17 protein-coding genes are annotated in these 20,201 nt (G+C 58.9%); 4 read left to right on the forward strand and 13 right to left on the reverse strand.

Going from position 1 to position 20,201, the window contains the following annotated elements; all coding sequences use genetic code 11:
• Positions 1 to 5: 5 nt before the first annotated feature.
• The 7 genes from ACXAET_RS14245 to ACXAET_RS14275 form a co-directional block, all read right to left on the reverse strand.
• Positions 6 to 1,028, reverse strand: a complete 1,023-nt coding sequence (locus ACXAET_RS14245; protein ID WP_475186359.1) for a P1 family peptidase — start codon at positions 1,026 to 1,028, stop codon at positions 6 to 8.
• Positions 1,029 to 1,037: 9 nt separating this feature from the next.
• Entirely contained in the window at positions 1,038 to 1,784 is a 747-nt protein-coding gene (locus tag ACXAET_RS14250; protein WP_475186361.1) for an SDR family oxidoreductase, read from the reverse strand.
• A 54-nt stretch (positions 1,785 to 1,838) separates the two neighbouring features.
• Complete coding sequence (gene arfB / locus ACXAET_RS14255; protein ID WP_068336759.1) at positions 1,839 to 2,258, reverse strand: alternative ribosome rescue aminoacyl-tRNA hydrolase ArfB; 420 nt, start codon at positions 2,256 to 2,258, stop codon at positions 1,839 to 1,841.
• Positions 2,259 to 2,520: 262 nt separating this feature from the next.
• Positions 2,521 to 3,165, reverse strand: a complete 645-nt coding sequence (locus ACXAET_RS14260) for a queuosine precursor transporter (RefSeq protein WP_475186366.1) — start codon at positions 3,163 to 3,165, stop codon at positions 2,521 to 2,523.
• A gap of 91 nt (positions 3,166 to 3,256) precedes the next feature.
• Complete coding sequence (locus tag ACXAET_RS14265) at positions 3,257 to 4,141, reverse strand: esterase-like activity of phytase family protein (protein WP_475186368.1); 885 nt, start codon at positions 4,139 to 4,141, stop codon at positions 3,257 to 3,259.
• Entirely contained in the window at positions 4,114 to 4,977 is an 864-nt protein-coding gene (gene mepA / locus ACXAET_RS14270; RefSeq protein WP_475186370.1) for a penicillin-insensitive murein endopeptidase, read from the reverse strand. Before mepA ends, ACXAET_RS14265 begins: the two co-directional genes overlap by 28 nt.
• Entirely contained in the window at positions 4,974 to 6,341 is a 1,368-nt protein-coding gene (locus tag ACXAET_RS14275; RefSeq protein ID WP_475186373.1) for an MFS transporter, read from the reverse strand. Before ACXAET_RS14275 ends, mepA begins: the two co-directional genes overlap by 4 nt.
• A 127-nt stretch (positions 6,342 to 6,468) precedes the next feature.
• On the opposite strand from ACXAET_RS14275, the gene ACXAET_RS14280 reads away from it, so the two are divergent.
• The 3 genes from ACXAET_RS14280 (at position 6,469) to yaaA (ending at position 9,678) form a co-directional block, all read left to right on the forward strand.
• A complete protein-coding gene (locus tag ACXAET_RS14280) occupies positions 6,469 to 6,756 on the forward strand; it encodes a YggT family protein (RefSeq protein ID WP_224891082.1) in 288 nt (95 codons plus the stop codon).
• A 78-nt stretch (positions 6,757 to 6,834) separates the two neighbouring features.
• Positions 6,835 to 8,874, forward strand: a complete 2,040-nt coding sequence (gene recQ, locus ACXAET_RS14285) for a DNA helicase RecQ (protein WP_475186375.1) — start codon at positions 6,835 to 6,837, stop codon at positions 8,872 to 8,874.
• 33 nt (positions 8,875 to 8,907) lie between these two features.
• Complete coding sequence (gene yaaA, locus ACXAET_RS14290; RefSeq protein WP_475186378.1) at positions 8,908 to 9,678, forward strand: peroxide stress protein YaaA; 771 nt, start codon at positions 8,908 to 8,910, stop codon at positions 9,676 to 9,678.
• Here yaaA and ACXAET_RS14295 read toward each other — a convergent pair.
• Positions 9,669 to 10,127 carry a VOC family protein gene (locus ACXAET_RS14295; RefSeq protein WP_475186382.1) on the reverse strand — a complete coding sequence of 153 codons (459 nt, stop codon included), beginning with the start codon at positions 10,125 to 10,127 and terminating at the stop codon, positions 9,669 to 9,671. The two genes, yaaA and ACXAET_RS14295, sit on opposite strands and share 10 nt — an antisense overlap.
• A 204-nt stretch (positions 10,128 to 10,331) precedes the next feature.
• Entirely contained in the window at positions 10,332 to 12,530 is a 2,199-nt protein-coding gene (locus tag ACXAET_RS14300) for a response regulator (RefSeq protein ID WP_475186386.1), read from the reverse strand.
• Positions 12,531 to 12,646: 116 nt separating this feature from the next.
• Here ACXAET_RS14300 and ACXAET_RS14305 point away from each other — a divergent pair, with 116 nt between their 5' ends.
• Positions 12,647 to 13,495 carry a 2-keto-4-pentenoate hydratase gene (locus ACXAET_RS14305; RefSeq protein WP_475186387.1) on the forward strand — a complete coding sequence of 283 codons (849 nt, stop codon included), beginning with the start codon at positions 12,647 to 12,649 and terminating at the stop codon, positions 13,493 to 13,495.
• Here the strand turns inward: ACXAET_RS14305 and ACXAET_RS14310 are convergent, their stop codons facing one another.
• The 4 genes from ACXAET_RS14310 to ACXAET_RS14325 are packed head-to-tail and all read right to left on the reverse strand — an operon-like array spanning position 13,496 to position 20,173.
• Positions 13,496 to 15,538: a hypothetical protein gene (locus tag ACXAET_RS14310; protein WP_475186390.1), complete on the reverse strand. Its 2,043-nt coding sequence runs from the start codon at positions 15,536 to 15,538 to the stop codon at positions 13,496 to 13,498.
• On the reverse strand, positions 15,535 to 18,297 hold the full coding sequence (locus ACXAET_RS14315; protein ID WP_475186394.1) for a DUF4159 domain-containing protein: 2,763 nt from the start codon (positions 18,295 to 18,297) through the stop codon (positions 15,535 to 15,537). The genes ACXAET_RS14310 and ACXAET_RS14315 overlap by 4 nt, the downstream gene beginning before the upstream one ends.
• A complete protein-coding gene (locus tag ACXAET_RS14320; RefSeq protein WP_475186396.1) occupies positions 18,294 to 19,169 on the reverse strand; it encodes a DUF58 domain-containing protein in 876 nt (291 codons plus the stop codon). The genes ACXAET_RS14315 and ACXAET_RS14320 overlap by 4 nt, the downstream gene beginning before the upstream one ends.
• Positions 19,166 to 20,173 carry an AAA family ATPase gene (locus ACXAET_RS14325; RefSeq protein ID WP_475186398.1) on the reverse strand — a complete coding sequence of 336 codons (1,008 nt, stop codon included), beginning with the start codon at positions 20,171 to 20,173 and terminating at the stop codon, positions 19,166 to 19,168. The genes ACXAET_RS14320 and ACXAET_RS14325 overlap by 4 nt, the downstream gene beginning before the upstream one ends.
• Positions 20,174 to 20,201 lie beyond the last annotated feature (28 nt).

Genomic DNA, 20,201 nt, shown 5'->3' on the forward strand with positions numbered 1-20,201 from the left:
TGATGTCACTCGGACTGTTCGTTGCGCAGATTGGACCAGCACGGCAGAAGATCTTTGTCTGATGGAGTCGCCAGATAGACCGCCCGCGCAATGGCCCGCGACAAGCAGAGCGCGGCCGCATGCCCGATCAACCCAAGTTGGGCTTCGATGTCTACCGCGCGCGCGCCGGTGCTGACGCCAAATACAAGGTCGCCATCACCCGGCGTGTGCGCAGGCAGAATGGCGCGGGCGATGCCATCATGCGCGGCAACGGCCAATCGCTGGCATTGCGGTTTTGAGAGGGCGGCGTCCGTCGCCACAATCGCGATGGTAGTGTTACCCTTATCCGGTTCAATCAATTGCATAGCCTGCGCCTTAAGGCTGGGAACGGGCAGACCCAGACCCACCTTGGAATCAGACCCTAATCCGCCAAACTCGGCATCGATTTCGAACGGCGCGGCCCAGAAATGTTTGTCCCCTGGCGTGGTCACGCTGCCCATTGGGTTGGCCGCGACAAGGGCACCTACGGTGACACCATTTTCCAACACCAATGAGGCTGACCCCAGCCCACCCTTGTGTCGTGCCGTCAACGCGCCGGTTCCCGCACCTGCCGTACCCAGTGGAAAATCCTCGGCGGCACTCTCGAATGCTGTGCGACCCAACACGCGATAGGGGTTTTCAGCCCAATCCTTGTTGCCGCCGTTCAAAAGGTCGAACAGGATCGCTCCGGGTACGATTGGGACCTTGGTGTTGCCCACAGGATAGCCGCGGCCCTGCGCGCGCAGCGCATCTGAAACGCCAGAACAGGCATCCAGCCCGAAAGCCGACCCCCCGGACAGGGTGATAGCATTCACCTGAGCCACCGATTTGTCTGGCGCCAGAAGATCGGTTTCGCGGGTTCCCGGTGCTCCGCCCATAACATGAACCGAAGCGGTCAAACTTTGATCCGAAGTCAAGACAGTCGTGCCGGATTTCAACTCATGATCCTGCGCATTTCCAACCAGAACGCCGGGGACGTCGGTGATCAGATTCCTAGTTCCTGGTTTCATGCGTGGTCCTTAAATGCAGCGTCCACCATCAACCTCCAATGCAGCGCCGGTGATCATGCCAGCCTCGTCCGAGCACAAGAAACAGGCGGTATTGCCCATGTCTTCGGGTGTGGAAAACCGGCCCAGCGGGATTGTCGATAGGAACTTGGCACGCATCTCTGGCGTGTCTTCGCCCATGAACGATTTGAGCAGCGGCGTTTCCCCGGCCACCGGACAGATCGCATTCACGCGCACACCAAAGGGCGCAAGCTCGACCGCCATGGTCTTGGTCGCCGTGATCATCCACCCTTTTGAGGCATTGTACCAGTTCAGGTTCGGGCGCGGCGACAGGCCCGCCGTCGATGCGACGTTCAGAATCGCGCCTGAACCGTTCGCCTTCATTGCGGGCACAAACGCCTGCGCGGTCAGGTAAACCGATTTCATGTTCACGTTGTACACACGGTCGAAATCCTCTGGACTGACTTCGTCCAGAGGCATCGGCAAATGCGTGACGCCGGCATTGTTGACCAGAATGTCCAAGCGGCCAAACCGCTCTTGTGCGATGTCTGCCATGGCGCGCACCGAAGCCGCATCCGCCACGTCTACCATCTGAGCTATCGCGTTTGGCCCGTGTTGCTTTGCCTGAACCTCGGCCGCGTCGCCGTTTATGTCGGCGATCATGACCCGCGCGCCTTCGGACAGGAATTTCTGCACGATCCCGGCCCCAAAGCCGGACGCGCCGCCTGTCACTATTGCGGTTTTTCCCTCTAACCTCATGGTCTTGCTCTCCCTTGCGGGGCCAGACTAGCAAGGTGCCGCGAAACTACCAGATCAATCTTCTGCCACCTTGCCGCGCAGCGCCTTTACATCTGACCGCGCCTTTTTTGCCGCCAAGCGCCGCTTGACTGACCCGTAAGTAGGTTTGGTTGCGATCCGTCGTTTGGGTTTGACGAGGGCTCGTGTGATCAACTCAGCCAGCCGGGCGCGGGCAATCTCACGATTTCGGGCCTGCGACCGGGTTTCCTCACACTGGATGATGATCGCGCCATCTTTGGTCCAGCGGCGCCCGGCAAGCCGTTTCAGCCGATTCTTGACCGGATCTGGCAGCGATGGAGAGCGCGCCGCCTCGAACCGAAGCTCGACAGCTGTCGAGACCTTGTTCACATTCTGCCCGCCGGGGCCGGACGAGCGCACAAAGCTCTCGGTCATTTCCCAGTCTTGCAGGGTGATATCGTCGGTGATGCGCAACATTGGCGCGACCTTACAAGGGTCGCGCAGAAACAGAAAGGGCCGCCCCGGCGGGACGGCCCTTCGAAAGTACAGGAGGGTGGGTCGGTTAGATCAATCGACCAGCCGGAGCGAGCGCTCCGCCAAGGGCTGCCTTAACAGGCGATCCCCCCGGTTGTTCCGACACCTCTCTCCAATCCCTTTCTCGACATTGGATCACCTCCTTTCAAACTGTTGCGGTTGAGATTGAGCGTGGCACAAGTTGTGCCAATCTCAAAGCATTTTTTTACGCGGGCTGGGCGGTCAGCCGCGCAACGATCACCTTGAACGGGATCAGCGCGATCAGGGCCAGCGACAGCTTAACCAGCCAATCGGCAAAAGCCAGCGTCACCCACAAAGGTGCCATTGGCCCGGTCAGCATGAAGGGCACAGGCTCCCACGCCCAGTTGATTGCAGCGTCTGCATTGGCGCCGAACATGGTGATCGATGCAGAAAACGCGATCGTGAAGAACAGCGCGGTGTCCAGCGCCGATCCGACAAGTGTCGACACCAGCGGCGCGCGCCACCACCGACCACCGCGCATTGCGTTGAATACGATCACATCGGTCAGCTGCGCGATCAGAAAGGCGGTCCCCGACGCGACCGCGATCCGCAGCGGTACGGCGGCATAGGTAAAACCATCACCCTGCAACATGATCTGGCTACCGATCAGCGAGCAGATGATACCGGTGATGAACCCGGCAAACACGACCTTGCGGGCCGTTGCCGCGCCGTAGACACGGTTCATGATGTCCGTGACGAGGAAGGCCAGCGGATAGGTGAAAGCACCCCAGGTCAGCAACCCGTCAAGGATCAGGAACTGGACCAGGATGTTTGAGGCCACAACAATCGAGGCCATGGCAATGATGCCGGGAATAAAGCTGCGTTGCATTTTCAGATGCCCGTTTTGACAAGGTAGCGGCGACTTGGCCCCGGGCTCATCCCAAGGCAAGCCGTGCGTTTAGACGGTTGTCAGCCGCAAGTCAATCAGGCAGCACGTATTCCACAACTTCGGTGCGTTGCAGGGCCAGAAAATTGTCATCCGAGATCATCGTGGCCCTTAGGCGCCCCTGATCATCGCGCCAGACGGACAGCCCTTCGAGATTGTCATGCGTACCGGTGCTGGTTGTGAACAGGGTTTCCTCGGCCTTTGCTACGTCGCCCTCGATCCGCCACCGTCGCAGGCGCGAGCGAAAACCGGTAAGCACAAAACTGCGTTCCAAAACATAAAACCGACCATCAGGGCCGTAATCTGCCGAAACGGGCAGGAACTTTCCCCGTTGCGGCAGCATGAATGGCGTTGACCATGCCTGACCGTCCCAGCGGTAGACAGGGATATCGCCCTGCTTGGTTCGGCTTTTCTCGGGCAGGGTGTAAAGCCGCCCCTGCTGATCTATCGCCAAAGCCTCGAATGAGCCATTCAGGTTCAGGTCATCAAACACCTTGGGGCGCGGCAACACCTGCGCCCTTGCATCAGGGTTTGCGTAGTAGGCCACGCGGTGCACCGCCTCGAATGAGATGTAATAGCTGCCATTCGGCGTGACGGCGATACCTTCGGAATCCCCCGTGCTGCCCGACAGCGGATGGCCCGTACTGGATAAAACCGGCCAGCGTTCGGTGATCTGAATTTGCGTGATCTGATCGCCGTCACGGGAAATCCGGGCGTGAAGCAGCATCGACCGATCACTGAGCGCGATCATGTTTTGACCATTCTCAGAGATATGAATGGCCGAAAACCCACCAAACCAGTCTGCGCTGTGACGCCAGACAAAGCTGTTTAGTTGGGTGGCCTGTTTGACCTCGGCGGCCCCAACCGATCCGGTCAGCAGGAAAGTGGCAATCAGTTGGATTGCAAAACGGCGGTACATTGCTGGGGCAAATCGGCCAGAACATATTCCCGGCGTTTCTTTGGGGCTGGTGCGTTTGGATCGGGTGGAGGTGGATTGAGGATGTTGTTTACCCATTTGCGCGCATCCTCACATCCGTCGCCCTTGGGCGGGGGGTCTTGATTGACACATCCGCGCGAACCTCGGGGACACTTCAGCCGAACGTGGAAATGATAATGATGTCCCCACCACGGGCGAATTTTTCGCAGATAGGCGCGATTGCCTTTCTCATCGTTGCACATTTGAACCTTGGCGCCAGGAAAGACGAAAATCCGGGCCACGCGTTTGTCCTTGGCTGCTTCGCGCAGTACGGCGTGGTGCTGCTTGGTCCAGTTGCCATTTACATAGGCTCCGTTGGCCCGGCGCAGCGAGATGGACGAGATATTCTCGCGCGCCTTGCGGCCCAGACGCATATTATCACCGGGCAGCATCCAGATATCGATATCCAGACCCAGTTGATGCGAACGATGGCCCGACGTCATCGGCCCGCCCCTTGGCTGGCTGATATCCCCTATATAGAGACCATTCCAACCCGGTTGTTTTGCCGCAAACCGGCTGAGGTCCTGCACGTAGTCAATCGCGTCCGGATGACCCCAATTGCGATTGCGCGACAGGCGCATGGCCTGCCATGTCGGCCCGGTCTCGGGTAACTGCACCGACCCGGCGGCACAGCCGCGCGAATAACTGCCAAACGCGGCAGGTTTTTGCTGTGAACTTGTCTTCTGCGCCCCGAATAATTGCTTGGCCAGGGGTTCTGCCCCTGCTGATCCGGCCCATGCTATCGCTGCGGCTATTGCTAAAAAACGTAGTAAAATCATCTGCTCTGATCCCCTTCCGGCTTGACCCAGCGCATCAGGAATAGACCCAGAATAAACAACAGAATTATCGGTGACACCCCCAGCCGGGCGCTTCCGGTTACAGTTGTTGCAATGCCGATCAAAAGCGGCGCGGCAAAGGCTGTGGCGCGGCCCGACAAGCCGTAGAGGCCAAAGCTTTCAACCGGGGCCTCGGGATCGGTATGCCGCACCATCAGGGATCGGCTGGATGATTGCAGGATGCCGCCCATCCCGCCAATCAGAACGCCGCATGCAAAAAACACCAGATCGGGAAGACCCGAACCATCAGGCAAAGCGATGCCAAAGACCTGCGTCCGGTCCATCGAAACGATGGTCGCACAGACCAGGATCAGCACCCATATCGCCACCACAATGACTGGCTTTGGTCCATATTTCTTGTCCAGTTTTCCGCCAATCCAGGAAAAGGCCGCAGCGGCTAGTACGCTGACGATGCCGAACACACCAATCTTGATCAGGTCCCACTCCAACACCAGCCGCGCATAGACGCCGCCGAAACTGTACAGCCCGTTCAGCGCGTCGCGATAAAACATCGACGAGCCCAGATAACTTGCCAGGCTGATCCGGTGGCGCAGGTTTGAAACGGATTTGCCCAATAGGCGCAGCGCCGCGCCAAGACTGCCGGTTCTGGCACCGTTTGGATCGTCGCGTACCCAAAGGAAATAGGGCACCATGAACAGAACGAACCATCCGGCCGTAAAAGGACCTACGAACCGTGTCCCTTCTTGCTGGGCGGCGTTCAGTCCAAACAACGGGTCCAGCCCGATCAGTGTTTTTCCGTTGGGCTGTTCAACAAACAACGCCAGCATGATCGCAAGCGATATGAGCCCGCCGAAATAGCCGAATGCAAAGCCTGATCCAGAAATCTCTCCAACCTCTTTGTCATCGCCCAGATCGGGTAATTGTGAGTTGATGAAGATCAGCGCATATTCAGCGCCCACAAAGCCCAGACCAAAGGCAGATAGCATCAGCCACATGTTCGAGCCATCCGGCAGCGTGTACCAAAGCGCTGCCGAGCCCACCACGTACATGACCGAAAAGGCGAATATCCACGGGATACGCCGCCCGGAAACATCTGCCATCGCGCCCAGCAAGGGTGCACCAAACGCGATGATCAGTCCCGTGATGGTCAGGCAGTTGGCCCAGACTGTTTGCGCCCGTGCCGCGGCGGCCTCCGCATCCAGACCACTGCCCGAGAAATACCCCGCCGCAACGCCGGCAAAATAAGGACCAAAGACAAAGGTGACCAGAAGGCTGTGATAGGGTTGGCTGGCCCAATCAAAGAACCACCAGCCCCAAATGCGCTTGCGCTGCGAAATCTCTGCCATGACCGCCCCTGTTTTATTGTCGTTATAAGACGGGGGATTGACCCATTTCGCAAGCGTTCTGTTGGCGTGGGCTTGCTCTTTGCTGCGGGTGCGCTTAGGTCTCAGCAGATGTGAAAACGGAGGCCCCATGCTGTCGCTGATCCAAATTCTGCTGCTGATCCTGGACATTGTCTGGTTCATCATCCTGGCCCATGTGATCATGAGCTGGTTGATCAACTTTCAGGTTCTTAACTTGCATCAACAGCTGGTCGCGCAAATCTGGTACGGCCTCAACCGCATATTGGAACCGATTTATGCCCCGATCCGGCGGATCCTGCCCAACATGGGTGGGCTGGACCTGACGCCACTGGTGGTCCTAATCGGGGTCTATGCGGCGCGGATCATCCTGATCAACAATATGGGCTATTTCGCCTGAACCCTTGTTCGCCGAATCTTTGTGTGTGATTGTCCTGTTTTAAGAGCAGTCAAACCATAAAACAGGGCAACCCCGCACATGTTCGACTCCGCGCCTTTGCTGCGAGATGTCTTTGGATTCGATGACTTCCGCCCCGGTCAGGAAGAAATCGTCGATGCGGTTACCGCTGGCGAAAACGTATTGGCCATCATGCCGACGGGGGGCGGTAAATCCCTTTGCTTTCAATTGCCTGCATTGTTGCGTGACGGGGTGACGGTGGTGATCTCTCCGCTGATTGCCCTGATGCGTGATCAGGTGCGGGGTTTGCAAGAAGCCGGGGTTGAGGCCGGTGCACTCACGTCCGGCAACACCCCCGAAGAAACGGATGCGGTGTGGGAGGCGCTTGAGGCCGGGCGGCTGAAATTGCTCTACATGGCGCCTGAGCGGTTGGCCGCCGGGTCGGCACTGGGGATGTTGCGTCGGATCAACGTCAGCCTGATTGCCGTAGATGAAGCCCACTGCGTCAGCCAGTGGGGTCATGATTTCCGCCCTGACTATCTGCGGATCGGCGAGCTGCGCCGCGCTTTGGGCGTTCCGTTGGCTGCTTTTACCGCCACAGCGGATGCGGAAACGCAGGACGAGATTGTTGAAAAACTGTTTGACGGCACCGCGCCGCGCAAATTCCTGCGCGGGTTTGACAGGCCCAATATCCATTTGGCTTTTGCCGCCAAGGACGGGCCACGCAAGCAAATCCTGGATTTCGCTGCTGCCCGCAAGGGTCAATCGGGCATCGTTTATTGCGGCACCCGAAATAAGACCGAGGTTCTGGCCCAGGCCCTGCGCGCCGAAGGCCACGTGGCCTGCCATTACCATGGCGGCATGGACGCCGAAGACCGCCGGATCGTCGAAACCCGTTTTGCGCGCGAGGACGGTCTGATCGTCGTCGCAACCGTGGCCTTTGGTATGGGGATCGATAAACCCGATATCCGCTGGGTTGCCCATGCGGACCTGCCCAAATCCATCGAGGCCTATTATCAGGAAATCGGACGCGCTGGGCGTGATGGAAGCCCTGCCGAGACGCTCACACTGTTTGGCCCTGATGACATCCGTCTGCGCCGCTCGCAAGTCGACGAAGGGCTGGCCCCGCCAGAACGGCGCATGGCTGACCACGCGCGGCTGAACGCGCTGCTGGGATTGGCCGAAGCTCTGGTCTGCCGCCGTCAAAGCCTGCTGGGGTACTTCGGCGAAACGATCAAACCCTGCGGAAAATGCGATCTGTGCGACAACCCACCCGAAGTGTTCGATGGCACCACCCCCGTCCGCATGGCGCTGTCCGCGATTTTGCGCACCGAAGAATGGTTCGGAGCCGGTCATCTAATCGACATCCTGTTAGGCGTTGAAACCGACAAGATACGCGCGCGGCGTCACGACGCCCTTTCCACATATGGCATCGGTAAAGAATGGTCGCGCCCGCAATGGCAGGCGATTTTCCGACAGATGATGGGGCACGATCTGGTCCGCCCTGATCCCGAACGCCACGGCGCGCTGCGCATGACCGAGGCTGCAAAACCGATCCTGAAGGGTGAGGCAACGATCGACCTGCGAAGGGACACGCTTCGCAAGGCTGTCCGGCGCCCTGCCGTCAAAATGATGGTGTCCGAGGAAGACGCGCCCTTGCTGAGCGCCTTGAAGGCGAAGCGCCGCGCACTGGCGGAATCGGCACGGGTTCCAGCCTATGTCATCTTCCCCGACCGCACGCTGATCGAAATGGCTGAAAAGCGCCCTGCGACCTTGGATGATATGGCACGCATCAGCGGCATTGGGGCGAAAAAGCTGGAACGCTATGGCGATACCTTCCTTGAGGTTCTGACCGGTACGGTCGAAGAGGTGCATCCCGCGCGGCGCAAACTTGCCGGACGCGATCAGGGCGCGATCTATGACCAACTATTGGAAGTTCAGACGCAACTGTCGCGCGGGCCGGATGGTGTTGACAAGCCATTGACATGTTCGGCCTCGCAATTGGCGAAGGTTGCGCAACTGCGCCCCGACGATCCGTGCGGGTTGGCGCAAGTTCTGGGTGACCGTCGTCACGAAAGGTTTGGGTCCGCCTTTCTGGACGTGTTGCGTCAGGCGGGCTAGATACCCAACAACAGGCAAGGAAAGAGGGCGGATATGCTGGTAGTGATTTCTCCGGCCAAACGGCTGGACTGGGCAGAGCGGGATGTTGAGGTCACGCAACCCGACTTTCAGGACGATGCGATCCGGCTGGCGAAAACCGCCCGCAATCTGACCTTGGGCGATCTGAAAAAACTCATGGATCTCAGCGATGATCTGGCGCGTCTGAACCGGGACAGATATCGCGAATTTGAACTTGCGCCGGGCGCTGATCAGACCCGACCCGCGGCGTTGGCTTTCGCGGGTGATACCTATCAAGGTCTCGAAGCGGCCTCGTTGGACGCTGACGAAATGACTTGGGCTCAGGATCACCTTCGTATCCTGTCTGGTCTCTACGGTGTGCTACGTCCGCTGGACGCCATTCAGGCCTATCGTTTGGAAATGGGCAGCAAGCTGAAAACCCGGCGCGGCAAAAACCTTTACGAGTATTGGCGGGACCAACTCAGCAAGGCGCTGAACGCACAGGCGCAACAGATCGAGTCCAAGGTCCTGATCAACTGCGCCAGTCAGGAATACTTCGGTGCAGTAGACCCTAAGGCGCTAAAACTGCGGGTCATCACACCCGTTTTCATGGAAGACAAAGCTGGTACGCCCAAAATCGTCAGCTTTTTTGCAAAGAAAGCACGCGGTGCCATGGCGCGATACATCATTCAGCACCGCCTGACCGAACCCAAGGCACTGCTGGATTTTGACACTGGCGGCTATGCCTACCGTCCCGACCTGTCGGAAGAGGACAAGCCCGTCTTTCTGCGCCCCTATCAGGCTTGATTCAGGATCGACGGGTCATAAGCGACCAGCTCGACCGTGTTACCTTCGGGGTCTTCGGTGAAAATGCCGCGCCATCCGATCCAGTCAAACCGCTCAACGCGGTATGGCTGGCCCAGCTTTTCGTACCACCTCATGACGGCTTCTTGCTCAGTGAAGGGTAGTGAAAGGGCGATATGGTGCAGAGATGATCCAGCCCCGGTTTCAGGCCTTTCGGCACCGGTTGGATGCAACCCGGGCCGAGGGGCAGCCGTATGGTGGAACAGCGCCAACACCTGTGTGTGCCCACCGAACCCTTTGGCGATACGAAAGAAGGTGATGGTACTGTTGTGATCTCCGGTCAGACGTTTCAACCCGACCACGGTCTCATAAAACTCGACCATTGCGCCCATATCCGCGCAGCGAATTGCAATCTCTCCCAATGCGCGCGGGTGAAATCCACGTTCTGACATAGGATCAGACTAGGGTCACACCGTGGCGATTTCCACCGTTCTTTCTGCACCCCGAGTAAAATACAGCGCGGCATCACAAATCAAAAAACTAGCTTTGCCTGTAACAAAAACGTTCAACGCGCCGCGAGACTTGCAGGGCTTAGAACATGCCCTCCCGGGGATCGCGTTTTGCTACAAGCGTCGGGGCGTGCTGCGCTTGGCATCTTATACGGTCGCGGCAAGGATGGGTGCGGCCTCTTCCGGCTGATACTCTAAAATCATCTTGTGGATTTTTCGTTTTTGCAGCGGCTTAGTCAGATAGTGATCCAACCCGGCGGATAAAATGTCGTCATCGTCACCAGTCATTGCATGCGCGGTGAGTGCTACTATGGGTACGTGGCGCCCTGTTAAGGCCTCGCGTAGGCGGATTTCAATGGTGGCTTGTTTGCCATCCATTTTGGGCATGGAGATATCCATAAAGATAAGATCTGGATCGAAGTCGCGATGCTTTTCCAATACCTCAATGCCGTTCACGGCGAATTGCAGATCAATGTTCAGATCCTTCACCATCTTTTTCAGGATCAGTTGATTGGTGCGATTATCCTCTGCCGCAAGCACACGCATGCGCCGCAGGTTTCCACCGGCTTCGCTCGGAAGTGTTCCCGGTGCGCCGGACGTTTCCTCGGGCGACAAAGTCGCACGCCCCAGCGCGCTGAGACGAGAGTAAAGCTCGGCCCGGGGAATAGGTTTTTGCAAAACGCCCTCGATAAAATGTCGGGCAGGGTTTGCGTGAATCAGGCCGGGATTGGTGGTCATCACCACCACGGGCAGAGTGTCCCAACCCCGGTTCTTCACTTCAGTTGCAAGTTCCAAGCTGTCCATATCTGGCAGATCATGATCGCACAGCAGCAAATCAACGCTACTATCTATCGCGGCCAGCGCTTCGGTACCGGTTGAGCAAACCGTGACGCGAGAGCCTAACCGCCCGAGTTGCTTTGTAAGTATGGCGCGACTGACCGCCATATCCTCGACCACCATCACATGGCGCAGTTGGTCTGACAGATTGGGCGGTGCGGGCTGCGGGCCTTCGGCAGTCGGCAGCGACACCCGAAAGCCAAAGCAAGAGCCGTGCCCCGGTTCACTTTCAACCCAGACCGATCCTCCCATCAGTTTGATCAGACGCTCGGTAATTGCCAATCCCAATCCGGTGCCTTCAAAAGCACGGTTTTGCTTGTCTTCAACCTGATTGAATTCTTCGAAGATATGTTCAATTTTTTCGGTTTCGATACCGATGCCTGTATCCTCAATCGCAACATGAATATCGCAATGATCCGAGTCGGTATTGGGTACGCCGGTAACACGTATCAGTACGTGCCCGTTGGTCGTGAACTTAACGGCGTTTCCAACCAGATTGGTTAGAACCTGCCGCACACGCCCTGGGTCGCCTACGAATAAAGTCGGCAGAAACAGGTCGTAATCGACCAACAGACACAACCCCTTATCACGCACGCTGGGCTGCAACAGCATCGCCACTTCGAGAATGCAGCGTTCGAAATCGAACGGTTCTGCGTGCAGGACCAGCTTGTCAGCCTCGATCTTCGAGTAATCAAGCACGTCGTTGATGATCACAAGCAAAGCCTCACCGGAATTGCGGATCGTGTTCAGATACAACCGCTGTTCGTCATCTAAGGGCGTTTCCGACAAAAGCTCGGCCATCCCGACAATACCATTCATCGGGGTCCTGATCTCATGGCTCATATTGGCAAGAAAGGCGGATTTGGCGCGGTTGGCGGCTTCGGCGCGTTCTCGGGCGGCCTCAAGCGCGGCCTCATGCTTGACCGAAGCGGTTATGTTCAGACCTAGGCTGACCACTTCGCCGCCAATGCCGCGATGGGCAATGACCTTAAAATACTCACCATTCCAAAACTTGATCACCACCGAGTCGGGTTGAGGCTGAACCCAACGCTCCATCATTCTGTTTTGCCAATCCTTGGGGGGTTCCGAGCCGATGTCGATCAGCTTTTCTTCCGTCAGGATCTCAAGGATACGTTGGTAAGTAATACCCGGTGCCACCTCTGGCAGCCCTTCGAACACGCCAAAATAGGTCGCATTGGCACCGATCAGGCGGCTTTTGTTGTCGAAAAAGGCGAACCCGTCCTGAATGGTTTGCATCGAATGCCACAGCCGTCGCTCGGCCACTTCGATCTTTGCATTGGCCAGCGTCAGATCGGATTTGACCTTTTCGTTTTCATCGCGAACCGTCTCTACCTCAGCCTCGGTTTCACCGATGCGCTTGCTCAGGGCCAAGGCGTGCAGGCTCAGTTCACGATTGGCGGCGGACAGTTCGGCCTGCTTCATCTGCAACAGCCGCTCGGCGGCCAGCCGCGCGCGGCGTTCTTGTGCCAGTTTGGTTGCAAGACTCATCTTTTCAGGTTCCAGATAGCGTGCGCCAAGCATCTGTAGAGGAGGTAAAAATCTGTTTAAATCGTTGCCGCGGCTTGTGTGACCGTGCCACAATTTCCGAAAACCGGAGGTGAACCATGCAATCAGTATCGTATATGTGTTTACTTTGTGCCGCTGTTGCGGGGTCTCAAGTGGCGGCAGACTGCGCTTCGGACGCACAAATCGAACGATATGTGCAGGACTATTTGACCAATACGCCCACCGTGGCCCTCTCGGTGAATGGCAGCATGGAAGATGCTCACTGCACGCAAGCCAAGGTAATCGCTGCGTTAGAGCCACATATGGGTCCGGTCATTGGCTACAAGGCGGGCTTGACCAGCGCACCCGCGCAAGAGCGATTCGGCGCCGCCGAACCCATTCAAGGCGTCTTGTTCCGCGATATGATGCTGGAAGACGGGGCGACGGTACCAACCGCATGGGGCGCACGTCCGGTTTTTGAAGCTGACTTGGTTCTTGTTGTTGCCGACGCAGGGATCAATCAGGCCACAACACCGCAAGAGGTCATCGCGCATGTTGCGGCCATCCGCCCCTTTATCGAACTGCCCGACCTGACATTGGCCGAGGATGAGCCGATCACGCCCGTCACACTGACGGCTATCGGTGTTGCGCCAAAACTGGGTGTGTTGGGCTCTGAAATCCCCGTTTCAGATGCTGAGGCAATGACACAAGCCTTGGCGGATATGACTGTTACGCTCAGTGCGGCGGATGGTGAGGTTTTGGCCCATGCACCGGGTAAGGCAGTGCTGGGGCACCCCGCAAACGCTGCTCTGTGGCTGATGTCGAAAGGTATTGTGTTTGAGCCCGGAGACCTGATTTCGGTCGGGTCATTTGGGCCGCTTGTGCCGCCGACAAAAGGCAAAGGCGGGGCGTCCGCCACATATACCGGTTTGCCGGGTGATCCGACCGTCAGCGTCACGTTCGAGTAGTCAGCGCCGCCCTTCGCGCAGCCAGCCACCCAGCAAGAAGCCGCCCGCAAGCAGCAGCACCAACCAAGGCGGCAGCAAACCAGCCTGCGTCACATCACGTGTCTCATAAGCATCGCGCGGGGTCAGACCGATCCAGCCACGCCCTGCAGCCGGACGTCCGGCGCGGACATTGCGGATGGAGGGCAATCCTTCTTCCAGCCGAACTGTGCCACCGCGCATCTGAGCCAATACAGGGTCCAGAACCTCAGCGGTGGCAATGGTGCGCTCAAACTCTTTTGGTGCCGCCGGGCCCAACCCGATGACCGCCATCTGTTCGCCTTCCTGCAGCCGATAAAGCCCGATCTCTGGCCCGAAATACGTTGCTTCGAACCGGCCGGGCGATACCTCGTCCAGAGTGATTTCGAGTGTCTCTCCATTCGGGCGGGTGATCGTTACCGGACCAACCTCATCCTCTAGCGTTTGGCGGATGATGCGCATGATCTGCCCATTGGCCTCGGCCCAAAGGGCTTCTTCTTCCAATTCAGGCTCTTTCATCATCCAATGGGCCAGTCGGCGCAGCAGTTCCAACTGCGGTCCGCCCCCTTCAAAGCCTCGGCTCCACAGCCAGGCGTGGTCCGAGGCCAGCAGCGCGACCCGTCCTTCCCCCACACGGTCGAGCACCAGCAGAGGGCGTTCATCCACGCCGGTCATCAAAAGCCCACCGCTGCGATGGCTCACATCGATCTGACGCAGCCACGCGCCCCAATCTTCGGAATCGCCAAGATCGGTTGTCACAGGATGACGATGACCCAGATCGGTGACCATTGGCACAAAGCGTTCTTCGATCACCCGTGCCGTGGGCTGCGCTGGCAGAATTGGTGCCAGAGGCGACCGAAAAATACTGTCTGCGCTGGCAAAGTCCGGGCCCGCAGCAATCAGAACCGCCCCGCCGTCGTTGATGTAGTTGGTCACGTTGTCCAGATAGATCGCCGGCAGGATGCCGCGCCGCTTGTAGCGGTCAAAGATGATCAGGTCGAAATCGTTGATCTTCTCCAGAAACAACTCACGTGTAGGGAAAGCGATCAGAGACAGTTCATCCACCGGCACACCATCCTGTTTCTCGGGCGGGCGCAAAATGGTGAAATGCACCAAATCGACCGAGCTGTCGGATTTCAGAAGATTGCGCCATGTCCGCCCACCGGGATGCGGCTCGCCCGAGACCAGCAGCACGCGCAGCCTGTCACGTACGCCATTCATCTGGATCAACGCCGTGTTGTTGCGATCAGTTAGTTCGCCATCCGCTTGCGGCACCGTGAACTGGATCACGTTTCGCCCGCCATGGGGCAGTGTGATCGGCAGTTCGACATCAATTCCTATGGGGATATTCAGCCGCTCTGGCTCAGCCCCGTCAACCGAGACTTCAAGCGGTGCGGTCGTCTCACCAGCGGGTGCCGCCCCGCTGTCCTCGATCCGCAGGGTCAGCGTGACTGGCTCGTCTATGATAGCGAATGCGGGGGCGTTGCGGACGATCAGGCGACGATCCCAGTCATTGTCGCGCCCAGTTTGTAGCAGATGCATCGGTGCGGGAAGGGCGGGGGCCTGATCGACGTCATGCACGATCCCGTCTGATACGACAAGAATGCCGGCAATGCGTGCACGCGGTTCCTCGGCCAGTGCAGCGTTCAGCGCGGTCATAACCTGCGTGCCTTCGTCGCCGTCCCCGTCGCCAAGTGTGATCCGTCGCAATTCGGTATTGTCGCGGGATTCAATTTCGGCGGCCAGCTCCTCGGCCGCTCGTGCTGTCTGATCAGCCCGGTCCGACAGTGTCTGGCTGGCGCTTTCGTCTTCGATCATCAGGACGATATCGGTCAGCGGAGCGCGGTCTTCGACTTGGTAAACCGGCCCCGCCAGCGCTGCGATCACGACGAGGGCTGCCAAACCACGCAGCGCCCAGCCCGACAAGCCGCGCCACAGGGCCAAGACAACTCCGACCACCGCAACAGTGGCGACAATCGCCAGAACCGGCCATGGGATGAGAGGATCAAAGATGACGGTTCCGGTCATTGTCCCAACCTGTCAAGCAAAGCAGGCACATGGACCTGATCGGATTTGTAATTCCCGGTGAGTACATGCATCACCAGATTGACGCCGAACCGATTGGCCAATTCTCGCTGACGTTCCCCGGCATAGCCACGCCCGACAGGCAGCATCGCCTGCCCGTTTCGATCCACCGCCCAAGCCGACGCCCAGTCATTGCCGCCGATCACAACCGGCGTCACGTTGTCATTGAGGTTGCGGAACGGCATGCCTTCGATCTGTTCCGCGTCCAGCGGCGCGGCCTCGACCCAGACCTCGGTGCCGGCATATCGGCCCGGAAAGTCCTGAAGCAGATAGAAGGCGCGGGTCAGGACGTGATCACGTGGAACAGGCTCTAATGCAGGGATGTTCAACGGTGCGGCCAGTTGTTGCAGCTTGCGCCCATTGGGGCTTGAGGCGCCAAACTGCGCCACATCCGCGTCGCGCGTATCGAACAGGATCATGCCACCCGACCGCAAAAAAGCGTTGAGCTTGGCGTAGGCCTCGGCAGACGGTTGCGGCTGATCCGGCGTGATCGGCCAGTAGAGAAGCGGGAAAAACGCCAGTTCGTCACGCTCAAGGTCCACGCCGATGGGGTCTACCGGCTCGACGGATGTGCGAAAAAACAGCGTCTGGGCCAATCCACGCATGCCAGCCCCTGCCACTTCGTCCACCTGCGCGTTGCCGGTCAATACATGGGCCAATACCAGTTCTTGCGTGGCGGTCAGTGCGAAGTCGGTTTCTTCCGCAGTTTGTGCCTGTGCTTGGGGAACCAACAGCATCGCACCCAGTGCCACGGCTGCGGCTTTGGCAACTCCAAGGCGGCCGGACAAGGCAAGTGAGGCGATTACATCAACCGTCAGCAACAGCAAAGCAAGGCTGAGAAGAATTCCCCCGATGGGCGTTTCCGTGTTCACCTCTTGCCCCTTGATTGGCACATCCGAGGGCCAAGCTGCAGGTGAGAGAACTGCATCTTCGGACAGGACATTCAATGCAAGCTTTTGCTTGCCGCTTTCATAAAGTCCGGGCTGCAAGTCGGGTCCAATCGTGCCCGAGATCAGACCAACCCCATCAACACCGGCGAGGTTCCCCGCGTCGGACAAGGTTCCAAAGCCATCCATGACTTGGATCGGTTCCCACGTGGTGCCTTGCAACTGTGCATCCTGCCGGGATTTTGCAGCCGATGCCACGGCCAGACGATCCAACATCTCAACAAACAGCCCCGACAGGGGCAGGCTGGACCACTCTGCATCCGCCGTGACGTGGAACAGGACCACTTGCCCCAAACCCAACGCCTTGCGTGTTACAAGCGGCGTGCCATCGGACAGGGACGCAATCACGCGATCCGCCAGATTAGGGTCTGGTTGTGCCATGACCTGAGTGCTGATGTTAACGTCGCCCGGAATACGCAAACCAAAGAATGGTGAATTCTCGGGGAAGGGGGCCAGACCCTTTGCCTCACCCCAACTCATCGCGCCGCCAACCGAGCGGCCCCCGCTGCGCAACCTTACGGGCAACAGCGTATCCTCGGCGTCGCGGCCCAGATCGCTGGCGGCCATGCGCGGACCGGCAAACCGCAGCAGGAGCCCGCCCTGTTCGACCCATTCAACAAGCGCGCTCTGCTCACCCTCAGACAGTTTTGCCACATCCGCCAGTACGATCACGTCCGGGTTTGCAGGCAACACGTCCAGCAAGCCACCGTCAACGAAATCTGCTGTGGGGCTTAGAACCTGCGTCAGGTAATGCAGCGGTGACAACAGCTCCAACCCTTCGCGGTTCAGCGTCCCGGCAATCAGAGCAACTTCGCGTCTGCGCAAACTGTCATCGGTCAGGGTCACTGCACCGGCTGATCGTTGGCCCTGAATTTCGAACCGGGTAATCCGGGCGCGCAGTTCTGATGGAAGCGCCAAATCCACCTGAGCTTGCGTGTCCTGGCCCAAGAACTCGATCTCGGCCCTTTGCAAAATCCGCTGCGCGCCTGCGGGATCTCGGCCCTGTGCTACTATGGTGATACGGTCCACCGGTCCGGGTTCATCGCGCTGGGCGGTCAGTTGGATGACACCATCCTGATAGGCAGCGGGCAAGAGTGCAAGGACAGGTGCTGCGGCCTGATACACCGACACGTCACCGCGGGATTGCAAGGCTGCCAAAACCCTGCCATGGCCGTTATACGTCAGGCGGTCGCTGAACCAATGGGTTTCAAATCCACCTTCCACCTGATCCAACGCGGCCACGGCTTGATCTATCTGCATGTCCGTTGGTTGCCACGGTTTGGGGGCTAGGCCCGGCAGGCGTCCGCGCCAGGCTTCAGCGGCCTGGAAAATCGGCGGCTCAGGCTCTGTCAGGCTCAGGATGGCCACCGTCCGGCCCGCTCGTCCGGCTTCGGTCAGTTGCGCGTCGATCTGGTCAAGCGTCGAAGGCCACCCGGTCGCCCCTGCCCAACTGGCATCCAGCACCAACAGCAAGGGCCCCGATCCGGAAACATCCCGCGACGGGTTCAGGACCGGCCCGGCCAGACCGATAATAATCGCCGCCGCAGCCAGCATCCGCAGTAAAAGCAACCACCACGGCGTGCGATCCGAGACGCTTTCATCGTCTTTCAGGCCCAACAACAATGTCACCGCAGGGAACAGACGGCGTATCGGTGCGGGCGGCACGGCACGCAGGATCAGCCAAAGGATCGGCAGGGTCAGCAGACCCAGCAGCACCCAAGGTGCAGTAAAACCGATGCCCGCCAGTACAGTCATCGCGTTCCCCCATCCAACGCACGGTAAAGCCACAACAAGGCTGCTTGTGCGCTATCCCCGGTGTGATGCAGGCCCAGTTGCCACCCTGTGGCACGGCACAGCCGTGTCAGCGCGTCCTTGCGTTTCGCAAGCCGTTCTAAGTACCGCTCTCGCAGCTCGCCAGCTTTGAGCGTTTCGTGCCGGACCGAGCCACCGACGCTTTCGAAAATCGTCCGACCGCGATAGGGAAATGTTTCTTCGCCCGGATCAAGAACCTGCAGCAAGACCCCGCGAACGCCGCGGTCGGCGGCTTTGGTCAATGCCAGCTCAACTTCGTCCATTGGGCCGAGAAAATCGGAAAGGAACACTGCGCGGGCATGAGGTATCATGGCACGATGCTCGGGTGGCGCGTAGTCGGTCTCAAGGTCTTGCGACAAGGCTTCAGCCAGCCGGATAATCTGCGCATTGCCGCGACGTGGCGGCAGCGTGGTGCCGGTCAGGCCAACGCGCTCACCTCCGCGAACCAAGAGAATGGCAGTTGCCAGACCCAAAAGGCGCGCGCGCTCAGCCTTTGAGACAAGGTTTTTGTCGGATGCGAACCGCATTGAAGCGCCCTGATCCACCCACAGCATGACCGATTGCGCGATCTGCCATTCACGTTCGCGTACGAATTGCTGGTCACCGCGGGCTGATCGCCGGTGGTCAATCATCCGACGGCTGTCGCCAATCTGCGCGGGCCTGTATTGCCAGAAATCATCACCCAGACCGGATCGCCTGCGCCCATGATCCCCGAGCAAAACGGTTCCCGCCAGATGTTCGGCACGCGCCAACAACGGTGGCAGCCGGGACGCCTCGGCCTCGGATCTTTCGCGAAGGGTCAGTGCAGCATTCACGCCGCTGCCTCGGTACGGATCAGGCCGGCAGCCGTTGTTTCGATCAGATCGGTCAAGCTGTCACCGCGTGCGCGCGCTGCGAAGTTCAGCGCCATCCGGTGGCTGAGAACGGGGCGGGCCATGTCCAACACGTCGTCAGCATTCGGCGCCAGCCGTCCTTGCAGCATCGCCCGGGCGCGCACGGTCATCATCAGCGCCTGCGCCGCGCGCGGGCCGGGGCCCCAGGCAACCGTTTCCGTCACGCGTTCCGAGGCGTCTGCCTCTTCGGGGCGGAATGCGCGGACCAGATCAAGGATCAATTCCACAACCGACTCTCCGACCGGCATACGGCGCAACAACACCTGTGCGGCCAGCAACTCCTCTTTGGTAAATATTTCATGTGCCGCGTCTTCTTCGACGCCCGTCGTGGCCAACAGGATGTCGCGCTCGGTCTGACGGTCCGGGTACTCCACGTCAATCTGCACTAGGAAGCGGTCCAATTGCGCCTCGGGCAATGGATAAGTACCTTCCTGTTCAATCGGGTTTTGCGTTGCCAGCACGTGAAATGGCTCGCCTAGCGAGCGATCCTCACCCGCGACCGTCACGGTGCGTTCCTGCATCGCCTGCAACAGGGCTGACTGGGTGCGCGGGCTGGCGCGGTTGATCTCATCCGCCATCAGCAACTGACAGAAGATCGGGCCGGAAATGAACCGAAAGTGGCGCGAGCCATCGTCGGCGGTGTCCAGAACCTCGGACCCCAGAATATCGGCTGGCATCAGGTCAGGCGTGAACTGGATACGGTTGCCATGCAGGCCCATCACCGTCGACAGCGTTTCGACCAATCGTGTTTTGCCTAGCCCCGGCAGACCGATCAGCAGAGCATGCCCGCCGCACAAAAGCGCAGTCAGGGTCAGGTCCACGACCCGTTCCTGTCCAATAAAGCGACGGGTGATCGAGGACTTGGCCTCTTGCAGCTTGGATTCCAGCGCTTCGATCTCGGACACGAGGTCGGCAGGTTCGGTCATGACTTTCCCTTCCGTGGGCTATTATGCT

It is taken from the genome of Ruegeria sp. AWH4_226, assembly GCF_056159225.1.

Excerpts from the sequence above, each read along its gene's own strand:
- ACXAET_RS14305 (WP_475186387.1), top strand. The coding sequence starts at position 12,647 with ATGCAATCAGTATCGTATATGTGTTTACTTTGTGCCGCTGTTGCGGGG.
- ACXAET_RS14275 (WP_475186373.1), bottom strand. The coding sequence starts at position 6,341 with ATGGCAGAGATTTCGCAGCGCAAGCGCATTTGGGGCTGGTGGTTCTTT.
- ACXAET_RS14315 (WP_475186394.1), bottom strand. The coding sequence starts at position 18,297 with ATGACTGTACTGGCGGGCATCGGTTTTACTGCACCTTGGGTGCTGCTG.
- ACXAET_RS14310 (WP_475186390.1), bottom strand. The coding sequence starts at position 15,538 with ATGACCGGAACCGTCATCTTTGATCCTCTCATCCCATGGCCGGTTCTG.
- yaaA (WP_475186378.1), top strand. The coding sequence starts at position 8,908 with ATGCTGGTAGTGATTTCTCCGGCCAAACGGCTGGACTGGGCAGAGCGG.
- ACXAET_RS14295 (WP_475186382.1), bottom strand. The coding sequence starts at position 10,127 with ATGTCAGAACGTGGATTTCACCCGCGCGCATTGGGAGAGATTGCAATT.
- mepA (WP_475186370.1), bottom strand. The coding sequence starts at position 4,977 with ATGATTTTACTACGTTTTTTAGCAATAGCCGCAGCGATAGCATGGGCC.
- ACXAET_RS14250 (WP_475186361.1), bottom strand. The coding sequence starts at position 1,784 with ATGAGGTTAGAGGGAAAAACCGCAATAGTGACAGGCGGCGCGTCCGGC.
- ACXAET_RS14260 (WP_475186366.1), bottom strand. The coding sequence starts at position 3,165 with ATGCAACGCAGCTTTATTCCCGGCATCATTGCCATGGCCTCGATTGTT.
- ACXAET_RS14280 (WP_224891082.1), top strand. The coding sequence starts at position 6,469 with ATGCTGTCGCTGATCCAAATTCTGCTGCTGATCCTGGACATTGTCTGG.
- ACXAET_RS14265 (WP_475186368.1), bottom strand. The coding sequence starts at position 4,141 with ATGTACCGCCGTTTTGCAATCCAACTGATTGCCACTTTCCTGCTGACC.
- arfB (WP_068336759.1), bottom strand. The coding sequence starts at position 2,258 with ATGTTGCGCATCACCGACGATATCACCCTGCAAGACTGGGAAATGACC.
- ACXAET_RS14325 (WP_475186398.1), bottom strand. The coding sequence starts at position 20,173 with ATGACCGAACCTGCCGACCTCGTGTCCGAGATCGAAGCGCTGGAATCC.
- ACXAET_RS14245 (WP_475186359.1), bottom strand. The coding sequence starts at position 1,028 with ATGAAACCAGGAACTAGGAATCTGATCACCGACGTCCCCGGCGTTCTG.
- ACXAET_RS14300 (WP_475186386.1), bottom strand. The coding sequence starts at position 12,530 with ATGAGTCTTGCAACCAAACTGGCACAAGAACGCCGCGCGCGGCTGGCC.
- recQ (WP_475186375.1), top strand. The coding sequence starts at position 6,835 with ATGTTCGACTCCGCGCCTTTGCTGCGAGATGTCTTTGGATTCGATGAC.